Below are 13,493 nucleotides of genomic sequence, written 5' to 3' on the forward strand. Positions count from 1 at the left end.
GTTCTGGTCGATCGGAAGCGGTTTTGTCAGGGCGTTTCCCCTTGGCAGCAGGTTTGAGCAATGCTGGCTGACCGCGCCTGAGGCGCGGCCAACCGGCTTGTCATGTCAGCTCATGTTCACGCGACGAGGTCTGCGTTGTGCTGGCCGGAATGCCCGGCCATCTGCGCCAGGATCTTGGCAACCGCGGCTTGTGCCGCATCGCCTGCATCCGCAACCAGGTGAACGTCGGCTGGCAGATGCGCCTGGAGTGCGGCAACGGCGGCGTCGACGGCCTGATGGATGTGGTCGCCGTCGAACTGGCTCGAGACGTGCTCGGCATTGGCGTGCGAGGCGATGTTTTGCGCAAATTGCAGGTGGTCGCCATCAAAGGCTACCGAATGGCCCCGCTTGATAGCGCCATCGTCGGACGCAGCTACCGTGCTTGCGGCACGCGTACCCTGGTCGGCACCGAAATGATCCATCTTCTTGAAGAAGTCGGCGAGCCATGCGTTGGCATTGGCATTGCTCCCGGCATCCGTTGTGTCGGTGGGCGCCGGTTGCGTGTGGCCAGCGTCGGAACCTGGATCCTCAGCCGAGGCTGTCGCAGCCAGCGTTCCCGACTTCATTGTCGGATCGATCAAGTCCTTCTTTACGTTCTTGGTGCCGATCGTCGCCGTCTGGGTTGAGGTGTCGATGTTTGCGCCCGAGAAGGTCACAGTATAGGTGCCGGGCTTCAGCGCCAGATCGTAGCCACCGGCTGCGGACGTCGTGGTCTTGAAGGTCTGGCCCGCGGCATTCTTGGCGGTCACCGTGATGGCGCCGAGCCCTTCGCCCGGATCGTAGAAATGGTCCCCGTCTTTGTCGTCAAAAGCGACACCCGTCAGGAACAGATCCGAGCCGGTCTTGCCGAAATCCTCAGTGACAAAGGCGCTGCTGCGACCTTTGTAGTCGCCGACCTCGAAGCCCAGTCCAACTTCGCGGAAGTTCGGGTTGAGGATATTCGCCCGGTGACCTGAGGAGTTCATCAGGTTGGTGTGAAGAAGCTGAACCTCGTCGACATAGCCGGTTGGGGCGCGCGTGGTCGCCCAAGCGATGTTCTCACCGGTAGCCCACGATCCGCTCAACGTATAACCGGCAGCCTTCATGCGTGTGGTCGGCGATGAACCGCCCGAACCGGTATGCGAAAAGACATCGGCCGCGAGCATCCATTGATCGTGTCCTTCAGCGGCTTCGCTGAGGTCATTGTCGAATGCTAGTGGCTGGGCACCTGCTTTGGCGCGCTCTGCGTTGATGAGTTCAAGCAGATACTGCTCGTTGGCGCTATGTTGCGTCATGGGGTCTCCCCGTTGGTTCCAGATTGGTATTGAACCCCCAGCTTCCCCGTCCACCCGACCTTCGGCCTAGGCACGAACTGTGTTGATGATGCGGCCCTCAGATGATTAAATTAGGACCTGCGCATATAAATGCGCACTTGAAGGGGCGACAAAAGTGCGCCCGCCAGCCATTACGGCTCGGCCAGATCACGTCCGACGCGGTCAATCTCAGGGCGCGGTCTTAGCACCGGATCAATTTTCACGCAGGTTCGACGACAGCCTGCTTATGGCAAAGCCTGATCACGATGCGAGTTCATGGATTTTGACACCAGGCACGACCTCTCTGGCAATTTCGCAAAGATGCCGGTGGTGGGTAAGGTAGATTACCTGGCCAATCTTCGCCATTTCCCCAAACAGCCGGAACACTTCCTCGGAGCGTACATGATCAAAGGTCTCCATGATGTCGTCGGCGATGAACGGCACAGAGGGACGAAACTGGGCGAACTCGTAATAGCCTGCCAGTCTCAGCGCCAGATATAGCTGAAAGCGTGCACCCTTTGACAGTGCATCGGCCACCTTGGATTGGCCATCACGCTGCAAAGCGATGAGGATTTCTCCACCCTTGTTCGGCTGGGTCGTCAGGCCGGTGTACTGCCCTCGGGTCATCAGCGCAAAGGCGTCCGAGGCGCGTGCCATCATGCTTGAGCGATGGCGCTCACGGTAAAGGCGCAATGCGCTTGTCGCAGCCATGACGCCCAGTTTCAACTCGATGAACCTGACTGCCTTTGACTCGATATCGAGCAGGGTGGTTCGACGCTCGGCATCGATGCGAGCAACCGCGCTGTCTCCACCGATCGCGTCCAGCCTGTCGGTGGCCCGGGTCAACCGAACGAGTTGGGCCTCAATGACGTCGTCGAGATCAGAAAGTCGCCGGTCGATTTCTGCCTTTTCAACGCCCAGAAGGTCCGGCTCCAGGCCATCGAGGACCGACAGCGCCTGACTTGTACTTTCGACCGCGAGCTCGACACAGAGCTGCTCTTCGAGTTCGATTACCGAATGGTGCAGGCGGTCCCGGTCGCGCAGCTGTTCGTCGCGCTCGATGACTTCTGCCAAGGTCTGGACAGCAAAAATCTGAAGCACTTCGAGCTTTTTTCGCTCATGGGTTGCCGCCTCGCCGTCAAGGCTGTCCCTGTCTCCTTTCAACCGCTCCAGTTCGGCAACAAGGGTCGCCTTGTTTTCCCTCGCACGATCCGCGAGCTCCAGGCGCTGCTGAAGCGCCACCGCAAGTTGCGCTGGATCATCGTCGACAGGCTGGTTCACTTCGGCGGCAGCATTTACGACTTCAGCAATAAAGTTCGCCCTGTCAGCCTCCATCTTGGCTATGCGCAGCTGCAACGCCTCTCGATCCTGATGAGATTTCGACAGGATAGCCAACTGATCGAGGACGCTTCCAAGGCCCGCTATCGAAGCACCATTCTCCAGCCATGTTCCCTTGAGCGTGTCGATCACGGCGCAAAGCCATTCCTGGTCGTGTCGCTCAGCCAGTTCGACCGCGCGCCGTCTGGTTGCAAGGTCCTCTTCCTTGGCCGCTACGGTCCGGAACGCTTCGGCCCGCTCGGCATCCAGCCTGGTTTGCCGTTCCAAAAACTGCTCCGCGACCGCGATAACGGTTTCCAGACTGTCACCCGTGTTGGGCGCAATGCCGACGCTTTCCAGCGCGCCAGCCAGCGCCACCGAAACAACAGCTCCATCAGCCGTCGCACGCTCGGCTTTCCTCCTGGCAACGTCGATCCGGGCCCAGGCATCGAGAGCGTCTCCGCGCGCTTCAGAAAGGTGCTCGATCGCATCTATCAGACGCTCGGTGGAAGCGTCCGACCTGTGGTGGAGCAGGTCGCTTGCCGCAGCCATCAACTCTGTCACCAGCCCTTCATTTTCCACGCGGTTCACATCAATGGCAGTCCGCGCTCGCGCAAGGACAGCTTCGGTTTCAGCGAGGCTCCGCATTGCCGCGCGCCTTTCGGCAAGCCCATGCGCGTTGGCAAGTCTGCCAAGCCCGGCAACGTCGTCACGCGCAAGTGCCGAGGCAAACTGATCGGCGGTTTCGCCGTCAAGCTCGCCCCTGTGCCTTTCCCAGGCCTCGTCGCGATCGCGGCGTATCGCGGCGGCTGTTTCGTCGTCCAAAGCATCAACCGAAGAGCGAAGGGCCGCAAGCCGACTCGAGAGCAATGCCTGGGTGTCTTCATGCTCTGCAACCCTCGCAAGAAGCACCGCCCTCGCCTTGGCAAGTTCTGCAGAACGCCCTTTCCACGCGCTGATCTGTGATGGGCTCGGAACCGACTTCCCAAGCAGGGCCGGGGCATCGCCCGTCCAAGGATGCAGTCGGTGCAGCGCTGCCTCCCAAAGGGCGGCGTTTTCATCTTCGGTCTCGCGCGCGGCCCGGATTTCGCGAAGGTGTCCGCTTTCCCTCGCCTTCAAGAGCGACGCCGCCACCCGTGCCCTGGCTGGTGCTGGCACAGCCGGCTCTTCGCCAACACGCTCACGTGCAGCCTGAAGGGCGTCAAATGAGGCCGAGGCCTCATCGCGTGCCACACGCAGGCTGGTCACGACGCCCGAGCGCTGTTCAAGCAAACTGCGCAGAGCCCCGACAATGGCTGCAGGTACAAGCAGCTTTTCAGGAGCTGTTTCAGACGGCCTGCCTAGGGCCGCAAGGCAGCTTGACACGGAATTGTCGAGGATTTGCAGTTCAGTCTTTCGCGCGGGCAGGTCCAGACCGGCCGAAATGTATCGCGCCTTGCTGTCCGCCATGGCGCGCACCCGCTCCGACACCGCCAGGATCTGTTCGTCCAAGCCGATCGATGCGATCTTGCCATGGACTCTATCGAGCTCGTCGGCGATCGCGGATTGCCTCGTCCTAAGCCTTGCGTCGTCGTCGATCATTTCGGCGACGCTGCCTGTCCACGCACGGGCGGGCGTGACGAGGCTCGGCAACTCGGCCAACCTCGCCTTCTTCCGATCTATGTCGTTTTGTATCGGCAGTGCGCGCAGCTGCCTCGAAATGGTCTCCAGCCTTCCGGTCAGGGCCGCCCGTTCAGACACACTGCGATCATATTGCCGCTTCGCGTCGCTACTCTCGGACTCCAAGCTCTCATAGGTCGATGCCAAGGTGTCTATCGCATCGCGCGCGGTCTTAAGTTCAACCAGGCGCTTCTTGAGCAGTGCGATTTCGGTGTTGTGCGCCTGCCTACGGTGGAGCCTGTCCGCCTCCGCCTCAAGAACGCCGAGGGTGTCGCTGGCACGGCCAAGCCCGGCACTGGCCGTAAACAGCAGCTTGCCCAGATCTCCGCGAGACTCCAGGATTGCCTTTCCGCCGGCTTCGAGTGTCTCGTCATCAAGCGAAAACATCGTGGTGTAAGCATCGCGGGAGAGGCCTGCGAGATGAGCGGACAGCGCAGCTTCGCTGACCGGTTGACCGGCCTCATTGAACAACGAATTGTTGCGCTGCTTCGTGCGGGTGAACACCTGCTCTTCGCCCGAGACTTCGAGCACACCACCAACGCGCATGGCGCTGTACTCATGCACGAAATTATAGCGGCTGCGCTCCTCGATCCCGAACAGGAGATCGAGATATCCTGATAGCGCTGTCGATTTGCCCGCCTCGTTCAGCCCAAAGACGACATGAAGGTCCGGCCCTTGTTGCTGATTTTGGCCGAAGTCGATCGTCTTGTCGGTAAACTTGCCGTAGCGGACGAGATCAAGGCGCCTGAGCCTCATTGGACATCACCAGTCTTGAGACGAGCTGTAACCAGCTCGGCGCCACTGGCCAGTACCCGATCAAGAAACTCCTCCAGGCCTGCTTCATCCTTTCCTGCGAACTCGCGTGCCTCCGGTGGCAGGTCTGCGAGCGCTCTCATCACGAGTGCCTTCGCATCCTCGCGAAATGCAAGGGAACGGGTTTCGGCATGCATGGTTTCCGCAAGTTCGAATATCGGGTCAGCAGGGCCCTCAGATGCCTGGGAACCGGAGGCAGAAAGATCGAGCTCGAGCTTTTCCACCCAGGTGTCACCAATTTGCTCGCCCAGCTGTTCCGCCTCAGCCAGCAGCAGATCCCTGTCGCGGATGATCTTCCACGACAACGGCGATGTGCCCATAAGCCTGAGGCGGACCACGGCATGGCGCGACCTGACAGCTGCCCGCCGTTCTTCCAAGGCAATCCGGATGCGCCCGACGGCTTCCGCCCATTCCACCGTGCCCGTCAAATCGACGTTCACACGCTCGAACTGCGCAATGCTGAGCGCCCTCTCGTCGATCTCGATCGAACGGTCGTCTCGGACAGTCACCAATGTGACCGATTTCTCGCCGGCCTCGTTGATGTCCCTTCCCTGCGGCATACCCGGCATCACAACGGTCGCCGCCCCGGGATAGACCTTGCGGACATGGACGTGGCCGAGCGCCCAATAATCGAAACCATGCCGTTGCAGGTCGGCTACGCTGCACGGCGCATAGACATCGTGACCGGGAGAACCGGCAAGGCTGGTGTGCATGATGCCGATATTGACAACATTTTCCCGGGCAGCCGCATATTTGGCAAGCAGGCCCTCCGGCGCCTTTGGGCTGGCAAAGCTCAACCCATGGAAGGCGACATCGAGACTACCTGAGGTCTGCAACACTGTCTGGGGCCGCCCACCAAATATAGTCACGGTTTCAGGAAAGGTAAGTTGCTTGGATATTCGCGACAGCGCGTCGTGATTGCCACGAATCTTGTAGACGATGATGCCGGCCTGATGGAGGCGCATGATCTGGGCGGCCAGAAAGCGTGCGGTCTTCATTGACGTCTGATCGCCGTCATAGAGGTCGCCGGCGATAATCAGTGCATCGACCCGCTCCGAAAGGCAGAGGTCGACGATTGCGACAAAGGCCTGTCGGCTCGCATCGCCGACAAGCTCGGCAAGCTCGGCATTGCGCAACGCCAGCGAACGCAACGGAGAGTCGAGATGAATATCGGCCGTGTGGACAAATCGAAATGCCATCCTGGTCTCCAGCCACAGATGGCAAACATGTCCGCGGCGACGAATGATCGAACGACACCGGAAACAGCAAATCGGCTCCGAGGTGAACGCTTAGCACCTTATTGCGTTCGAGAAGCCGCTTGTCAAAATTCGGGCAGGACTGGATCGAACTGGCGCATGCCCCGCCTTTGGAACATCCAATGGCACGTAGCTGACAAGGCGCTCATGGATGACATCATTGTAAGCCCGTACCTACCCTTTTTGGCGATTTTGCATTTTCGGATGCCGTTCGCCTATTGCGCTTGCAAATTTGGGCCAACTTCCACGCCAAGGCGTTCAGCTTCGGTCTTGAGCTTGTCAAACACTCCCTCATGAAGCGCCAGACCATCGGCAAGTGCCTGCTGCTTGCGCCAAATAGAACTTTCGCCAGGTAGGCGCACGCGTTCGACACCGGGTCGAGGAGGGTTCTTTCGGCACGCATCGGCAAGCCAACCGGTTTGACGTACAAAAGCTGCGTCGCCGGCGAACGCGGTGGGGTCGATAACCTGTAGGTACACGGCCGCGTTGGTACCCGCTGGTCCGTCTACCCGGCCAAAGCCGGCAAGTCCCTGGGTCAGAGCTTCGACAAGGATCGCCAGAGCGTAGCCCTTTTGGCCATGATCGAGGCCGCCGGCGGGCAGGATGGTGCCGCCGTCGTTGAGCACTTTTGGGTCGTTTGTCGGATTGCCGTTGCGGTCAAGCAGCCACTGGTGCTCGAATGTTCGACCCTCGCCGATGAGCCGGGAGCTCATATTGTTGGTGGTGATCGAGGCGCTGACATCGATCAGTATGGGATCACCACCTGTCGGGATACCTGCGGCGATAGGGTTGGGCGTGAAGACGCCTTGCGTACCACCGAAGGGCGCGACAGACGCGCCTGAAGGACTGGAACTCGCCAAGAGGGCAACAAACCCGCGATCGGTTGCGCGAGTGAGGTAGGCCGCCAGGCAGCCGATGTGATGGCTGTTGCCGATGGCAACAGTGACGGTGCCATAGGTCGCTGCGCGCTCGACTGCGAGGTCCATGGCTGACACCGTTAGCCATGCTCCGGGCAAGCGAAGCCCGTCCCACGTGACGCAGGCGCCACGGTCGGACACCACCTTGGGTGCGCCTGATCTGGTCATGACGCCATTGCGGATACTTTCGAGATACCAAGGGGCAAGGGCCAGGCCGTGGGTGGTGTGGCCCATCATATCGGCCTCGACGAGGATTTCTGCGACGGTACGGGCCTTGTCGGGCTCAAGGCCAGCCGCCTTGAAAAGGGCAAAGGCGAAGTCGGTCAGAGCGGCGACGTCGTATAGCTTCTCAGCCATGGTCAAACCTTTGCATAGAGGTTCTGGGCGAGCGTTTCGCCGCGGAGGAAGGCAAGCACGTTTGCGGAAGTCATGATCGAGACCGCGCGGCGCGCGTCCTCGGTGACGCCGGCAACATGCGGCGTAAGCAAGACGTTGGGCAATTTCCACAGCGGGCTTGCCTGGGGAGGCTCTTCGGCAAAGCTGTCGAGGCCGGCGCCTGCGATGCGGCCGACCTGCAGCGCCAAGATCAGCGCCGGCTCGTCGATCACCTCGCCGCGTGCCGTGTTGATGAGGAAGGCGGAAGGTTTCATCAGCGCGATCTCGCGCTTTCCGATCAGGCCGCGCGTGCCCTCGGTCAGCGGGCAGTGCAGGCTGACGACATCGCTTTCGGCGAGCAGGCCATCGAGCGATGCGGCGCGGGTCACGCCGCCTGCGAAGGCTTCGTCCGGCGCGAAGGGATCGTAGGCCGAGACCCGCATGCCGATCGAAGCCGCCATTCGGGCAAGGATCTGACCGATTAGGCCGAAGCCGACGAGGCCGAGCTTCTGGCCGCGCAGCTCGCGCCCCGCATAGAGCTTCTTGTCCCACAGGCCGTTGCGGATGTGGCCGTCCTGGCGCCGGAAATCCTTGGTTAGCGCCAGGATCAGGCCAAGCGCGTGCTCGGCCACCGAATGGGCGTTGGCGCCGGTCGCCATGATGACCGGAATGCCCAGCTCTTTTGCCGCCGCGACATCGATGTCGTTGGTACCGACGCCATGCTTGGCGACGATCCTGAGGCTGCGCGAAGCGGCCAGCATGTCGCGGTCGACCAGTTCCACCAGCCGCACCACAAGTGCCTCCGGCTGGTGTTTGTCTATCAGCGCCATCACCTCCGGTTTCGTCGGATACGGTCCGGTCGAGATGCATTCGACGCCGGCATTTTCGAGCATGGCAAGGCCCTCGGCAGCCATGCGGCCGCCGACCGTAACGATCGTCGTTGTCATCGTCCCTTCCTTCCGTGACGCCAGAGCGGCTGAAGTTCTGCTAACCCGGTGTCAGCGCGAGAGATCGAGCACCTTGTTTTCGAACAAACGGTTGCGCGAGCCTTCGAGGTGTTCGCGCATGCGGTCGCGCGCGAGTTCGGCTTCGCCCGCGGCAATCGCGTCGCAGATGCCGCGATGCTCGTCGTAGACCTGTTCAAGCTTGGTCAACGGTCCCATCAGTGACAAGCCGTGCAGGTTCATACCAACGGCGATGTGCTGGCGCAGCGCGTCGAGGCAGGCGGTGTAGTAGTGGTTGTTGGCGGCCTCTGCCACCGAGCGGTGGAACAGAAAGTCGACGTCGGAGCGATGCGTTTGGTCGCGCGTCGCATCACGCAGTTCGGAAAGAGCCGCGCGCATTTTCTGCATCGCGGCCACGTCGTGGCGGAGCGCGGCGAAATAGGCGGCCTCCGGCTCGATGGTAAGTCGGAATTCGTAGCAACGCTGGATATCGGCGATAGTCTTGACCGGCGAGAAGCCGAGGCTGGTCTTCTGGGTATCGAAGACGCGCACATACGTGCCCGAGCCCTGGCGGGAGTAGACAAGGCCGACGTCGCGCAGGCGTCCCAGCGCATCGCGCACCACCGGCCGGGAAACGCCAAGCAGCGTGGCAAGATCGTGTTCGCCCGGCAACTTGGAACCGGACGGGAACTCACCGGAGACGATGCGCTCCTGCAATTGGTCGAACACCTTGTCGACCAGCTTGGGCGCCTTGGACGCACCCTTGATGCCGCTACCCGGCTTTTCGCCGGTTTCGGCCGTATCAGGCTCTGTTCCGTCCTGCTGCAACTCGGTCGTCATGTACGTTCCGCCTGTTCCCCGCTCGGCGGTCGCAAAAGATCGGATAGAACCGCGACCGTCCCGAATCCGCCGGATTTTACGACACAACGCAGCCCCTCGCCATGGCGTGTCGTAATGGTGAACCAGGGCAGGCCCGGTGCCACCTCGCCCTTTGGAAGTAACACGTCGGCGCCAAGCGCGCCAAGTATGGCCAAAGCCGTGTCGCCGCCGCCCATAACCAGTGTCGAGGGCCGCAGCCGGAGTACAGAGTCGGCGATGCCCTCTGCAAAACGGGAGGCGATGCGAGCAGGCTCCTCGACCATTTCGCCAGTGCAGCGCACCACCATCGGCAGGGAGCTTTCGGCTGGCAGCGCGAAGCGACCGTTCAGGGCATCGACGATCTGGATGGCGGAATTGTCCCGGATCAACCGGGCAACCTGCTGGTCGGTGATGGGGTCGCGCGAGCCGAAGGCGAACAGCACGCTCCGGCCGCATGCTGGCGGGGCCGTGTGCTGCGAATTGTCGTCGGCACGAAGATTACGGGCGAAGGCAAGGCCCAGCCCCCTCGCCCCGACGGCAATGGCATGTCTCCAGTCAGTCTCGGCAACAATGTGATCAAGCTCGGCGTCGCTGCCCGCATTGCGCACGGAAACACGCCTGGCCAAGCCAGCAAAAGCCTGAAGTACCGGCAACGGCGTATCGACACCGCGGCCAACGACGGCGCCATCGCATGTAACGCGGCCCTGGTCGGGAACGGCAGGCGCCACCACCAGCGCGTTGCGCCCCGAGGCCTCGGCAAGCACGTCGGCTTCCGCACCGACATTGCCTTTCAGCCTGGAGTCGACCTTCTTCATGACGATATCGGGCGCATACGGCATGAATGTCTTCGCGACGTCGCGCACCCTGGATCTGGCGACCTCCGCCGGCAGGCCGCGCGACGCCGTGTTGATCGCAATCACATCGGGTTTGGCCGCCAGCGCTTTTTCGGTCGCTTCGGGGGTCATCGCCACTGCGACATCGAGGCCCGACGCGACGAAAGGCGCCGAAGTATCGAGCGCTCCGGTGAGGTCGTCGGCGACGATGGCGAGCATCAGCGTCATCCAGCCGCTCCTTGCTCGACGGCGTGGCAGGCGACGTGGTGGCCAGGGACAACCTCGCGCCACTCGGGCACGACGGCCTTGCACTTATCCATCGCAATAGGGCAGCGCGTGTGGAAGCGGCAGCCCGCTGGCGGAGCGAGCGGGCTCGGCACGTCGCCCGTCAGGATCTGGCGCTGGCGCGTCTTCTCGAGCTCGGGGTCGGCCTCTGGCACGGCCGACAGCAGCGCCTTGGTGTAGGGATGCAGCGGGTTGGAAAACAGCTGCTCGCGGCTTGCAAGCTCGGCCATGCGGCCGAGATACATGACCCCGACCCGGGTGCTGATGTGGCGCACCACGGCAAGGTCGTGGGCGATGAACAGATAGGTCAGCCCGTATTTCTCCTGCAGGTCGAGCAGAAGGTTGATGATCTGCGCCTGCACCGACACGTCGAGCGCCGAGATTGCCTCGTCGCAGACGATGAATTTTGGCTCGCAGGCGAGTGCACGGGCGATTGCAACGCGCTGGCGCTGCCCGCCCGAAAGCTCATGCGGATAGCGCTGGGCGAAGCGCGCCGGCAGGCCGACATCGGCGAGCAAGCGCGACACGCGTTCAGGCAGCTCGGCCTTGGTGGCGAGCTTGTGGAACAGGATCGGCTCGCCGACCACCTCGCCGATGGTCATGCGCGGGTTGAGCGTCGAGTAGGGATCCTGGAAAACGATCTGCAGCTCGCGGCGATAGGGCCGCATGCGCTTTTCGTCGAGCGAAACGATGTTCTCGCCCTGGAAGAGGACCTTGCCCGATGTCGCCTTCTGCAGGTTGAGCAGGGTAAAGCCAGTCGTCGACTTGCCGCAGCCGGATTCTCCGACCAGCGACAGCGTCTCGCCCGCGAAGATGTCGAAGTTTACGTCGTCGACGGCGTATACGGTGGCGCCGCGCTCACCGAAGGCGCCGAGGCGAACGACGAAATGCTTGACGAGGTTCTCGACCTTGATCAGCGGTTCGGCAGCCATCACGCGGCCTCCATCATCTGGCGCTGGGCGACGAAGCAGGCGACGCGGTGGCCGGTCGAGCCCGCAACCGGCTCGAGCACCGGCACGCGCTCATGGCAGACGCTTTCCGCCAGCGCACAACGTGGCGCGAACGGGCAGCCCTTGGGGCGGCGCCCCGGTTCAGGCGGCGTGCCTCCGATGGAGGAGAGGCGGCTCGCGCGTTCGTCCGACAGCTTGGGGATCGAGGCCAAAAGGCCGCGCGTATAAGGATGCGTCGGGCGGGCGAAGAGCTCGTTGACGGGAGCGTCCTCGACCACGGTTCCGGCATAAAGCACGGCGACGCGGTCGACGAGACCGGCAATCAAAGCGAGGTCGTGGGTAATCCACACCACCGACATGTTGAGCTTCTTGCGCAGGTCCTTCACCAGGTCGACGATCTGCGCCTGGATGGTGACGTCGAGCGCAGTCGTCGGCTCGTCGGCGATCAGAAGCTCGGGGTCGCAGGCAAGACCGATGGCGATCATGACGCGCTGGCGCATTCCGCCCGAAAGCTCATGCGGATAGGCCTCTATGCGCTGCTCGGGGCCGGGGATGCCGACCAGGCGCAAAAGCTCGATCGCCCGCTCGCGAGCGTCGGCCTTGCTCATGTTGCGGTGGTAGATCAGCGGTTCGCACAGCTGGTCGCCGATGCGCATGACCGGATTGAGCGAGGTCATCGGGTCCTGGAAGACGAAGCCGATCTTGCCACCGCGCACCTGGCGCAGCTCTGACTTTGACATCTTGAGCAGGTCTCGGCCGGCGAATTCGGCAGTGCCGGACTTGACCCTGATCTTGTTGGGCAGCAGCCGCACCAGCGACAGCATGGTCAGGCTCTTGCCGCAGCCGGATTCGCCGACGACGCCGACGGTCTCCCCTTTGCCGACGGTGAGGTTGATGCCGTCGACGATGACGGCAGGGCCGCGACGGGTGTCGATCTCGATGGTGAGGCCGCGTACGTCGAGCAGTGGCTTGTTGTCTGCGGGAGCGGTCATTTGCTGCCCCTCGGGTTGAGAGCGTCGTTGAGGCCGTCGCCGAGGAACGAGAAGGCGACGGTTGCGAGGCCGAGCACGGCGGCGGGAGCTGCCAGCAGGTGCGGATAGTGCTGCCAGACGCGCAGGCCGTCGGAGATCATGTTGCCCCAGCTTGGCGTGGGCGGATTGACGCCGACGCCGAGGAAGGAGAAGGCGCTTTCCAGCACCATTGCGGTGCCGAGACCGGCGCTGACCGAGACGATCAGCGGGCCGATGGCGTTGGGCACGATGTAGCGCATCAGGATCAGGCGGTTGGTGAGGCCGAGCGCACGCGCTGCGGTAACATAGGGCCGGCCGCGGATCGACAGGACCTGGGCGCGGACGAGGCGGGCATAAGGCGGCCAGCTGATCAGCGCCATCGAGCCGAAGACCAGCAGGAAGTCGACCCAGATGGTCTCGCGGTAGAACGGGTTCAGTGTCGCCTGGTAGCGCGCCTCCATCCAGGCGGTGATCGGCGTCTTCAGCGAAGCGTTTATGACGACGACCAGCAGCAGGTTGGGCACCGACATCGTCATGTCGGTGAACCACATGACGATGCGGTCGAACATTCCGCCAAAGAAGCCGGCCATTGCACCAAGTGCCACGCCGATGACAACGGCGATAGCGGTGACGACGATGGCGACGACGAAGGCAGTGCGGGTACCGTAGACCACGCGGGAAAAAACGTCGCGGCCGAGATCGTCGGTGCCGAACAGATGCGCCAGCGATGGCGCCTGGTTGCGGGCGTTAAGGTCCTGGGTCAGGAAGTCGTAGGGCGTAAGCCACGGGCCGAACACGGCGACGAAGGCGAGCAGGATGACCACAGCCAGACCGGCGACCGCCAGCTTGTTGCGCAGCAGGCGGTGCCAGGCATCGCGCCACAAGCTGACGGGGGGCTCGTCGTCGGCCACTGTTGAGGAGAGAATGACGGGTGTGATCGTCATG

Annotated in this window: 10 protein-coding genes and 1 pseudogene; all 11 read right to left on the reverse strand. The window is 62.4% G+C overall.

The genetic code is table 11. The features are described 5' to 3' along the window. Window positions 1-116: 116 nt before the first annotated feature. Window positions 117-1,313, reverse strand: coding sequence for a CAP domain-containing protein (locus tag C8K44_RS18190; protein WP_109577200.1), 1,197 nt, complete (start codon window positions 1,311-1,313; stop codon window positions 117-119). Between the two features lie 279 nt (window positions 1,314-1,592). After that, window positions 1,593-3,767: a hypothetical protein gene (locus C8K44_RS27950; RefSeq protein WP_245417541.1), complete on the reverse strand. Its 2,175-nt coding sequence runs from the start codon at window positions 3,765-3,767 to the stop codon at window positions 1,593-1,595. Between the two features lie 756 nt (window positions 3,768-4,523). Continuing rightward, a pseudogene (locus C8K44_RS27955) lies at window positions 4,524-5,063 on the reverse strand (AAA family ATPase); the annotation flags it as partial. Further along, window positions 5,060-6,319 carry a DNA repair exonuclease gene (locus C8K44_RS18200; RefSeq protein ID WP_109577202.1) on the reverse strand — a complete coding sequence of 420 codons (1,260 nt, stop codon included), beginning with the start codon at window positions 6,317-6,319 and terminating at the stop codon, window positions 5,060-5,062. The gene C8K44_RS18200 and the pseudogene C8K44_RS27955, both read right to left, overlap by 4 nt. A gap of 272 nt (window positions 6,320-6,591) precedes the next feature. After that, a complete protein-coding gene (locus tag C8K44_RS18205) occupies window positions 6,592-7,650 on the reverse strand; it encodes an Ldh family oxidoreductase (RefSeq protein ID WP_109577203.1) in 1,059 nt (352 codons plus the stop codon). A gap of 2 nt (window positions 7,651-7,652) precedes the next feature. Continuing rightward, entirely contained in the window at window positions 7,653-8,615 is a 963-nt protein-coding gene (locus C8K44_RS18210; RefSeq protein WP_109577204.1) for a hydroxyacid dehydrogenase, read from the reverse strand. Between the two features lie 51 nt (window positions 8,616-8,666). After that, window positions 8,667-9,452, reverse strand: coding sequence for a FadR/GntR family transcriptional regulator (locus C8K44_RS18215; RefSeq protein WP_109577205.1), 786 nt, complete (start codon window positions 9,450-9,452; stop codon window positions 8,667-8,669). Further along, window positions 9,449-10,531 carry a four-carbon acid sugar kinase family protein gene (locus tag C8K44_RS18220; RefSeq protein ID WP_109577206.1) on the reverse strand — a complete coding sequence of 361 codons (1,083 nt, stop codon included), beginning with the start codon at window positions 10,529-10,531 and terminating at the stop codon, window positions 9,449-9,451. The genes C8K44_RS18215 and C8K44_RS18220 overlap by 4 nt, the downstream gene beginning before the upstream one ends. Next, window positions 10,528-11,520 carry an ABC transporter ATP-binding protein gene (locus tag C8K44_RS18225; RefSeq protein ID WP_109577207.1) on the reverse strand — a complete coding sequence of 331 codons (993 nt, stop codon included), beginning with the start codon at window positions 11,518-11,520 and terminating at the stop codon, window positions 10,528-10,530. The genes C8K44_RS18220 and C8K44_RS18225 overlap by 4 nt, the downstream gene beginning before the upstream one ends. Further along, complete coding sequence (locus C8K44_RS18230) at window positions 11,520-12,530, reverse strand: ABC transporter ATP-binding protein (RefSeq protein WP_109577208.1); 1,011 nt, start codon at window positions 12,528-12,530, stop codon at window positions 11,520-11,522. Before C8K44_RS18230 ends, C8K44_RS18225 begins: the two co-directional genes overlap by 1 nt. Then, window positions 12,527-13,492, reverse strand: a complete 966-nt coding sequence (locus C8K44_RS18235) for an ABC transporter permease (protein WP_109577209.1) — start codon at window positions 13,490-13,492, stop codon at window positions 12,527-12,529. The genes C8K44_RS18230 and C8K44_RS18235 overlap by 4 nt, the downstream gene beginning before the upstream one ends. Window position 13,493 lies beyond the last annotated feature (1 nt).

Source organism: Aminobacter sp. AP02 (assembly GCF_003148805.1).
In the GTDB taxonomy this organism is placed as follows: Bacteria; Pseudomonadota; Alphaproteobacteria; order Rhizobiales; family Rhizobiaceae; genus Aminobacter.

Excerpts from the sequence above, each read along its gene's own strand:
- C8K44_RS18190 (WP_109577200.1), bottom strand. The coding sequence starts at position 1,313 with ATGACGCAACATAGCGCCAACGAGCAGTATCTGCTTGAACTCATCAAC.
- C8K44_RS18200 (WP_109577202.1), bottom strand. The coding sequence starts at position 6,319 with ATGGCATTTCGATTTGTCCACACGGCCGATATTCATCTCGACTCTCCG.
- C8K44_RS18205 (WP_109577203.1), bottom strand. The coding sequence starts at position 7,650 with ATGGCTGAGAAGCTATACGACGTCGCCGCTCTGACCGACTTCGCCTTT.
- C8K44_RS18210 (WP_109577204.1), bottom strand. The coding sequence starts at position 8,615 with ATGACAACGACGATCGTTACGGTCGGCGGCCGCATGGCTGCCGAGGGC.
- C8K44_RS18215 (WP_109577205.1), bottom strand. The coding sequence starts at position 9,452 with ATGACGACCGAGTTGCAGCAGGACGGAACAGAGCCTGATACGGCCGAA.
- C8K44_RS18220 (WP_109577206.1), bottom strand. The coding sequence starts at position 10,531 with ATGACGCTGATGCTCGCCATCGTCGCCGACGACCTCACCGGAGCGCTC.
- C8K44_RS18225 (WP_109577207.1), bottom strand. The coding sequence starts at position 11,520 with ATGGCTGCCGAACCGCTGATCAAGGTCGAGAACCTCGTCAAGCATTTC.
- C8K44_RS18230 (WP_109577208.1), bottom strand. The coding sequence starts at position 12,530 with ATGACCGCTCCCGCAGACAACAAGCCACTGCTCGACGTACGCGGCCTC.
- C8K44_RS18235 (WP_109577209.1), bottom strand. The coding sequence starts at position 13,492 with ATGACGATCACACCCGTCATTCTCTCCTCAACAGTGGCCGACGACGAG.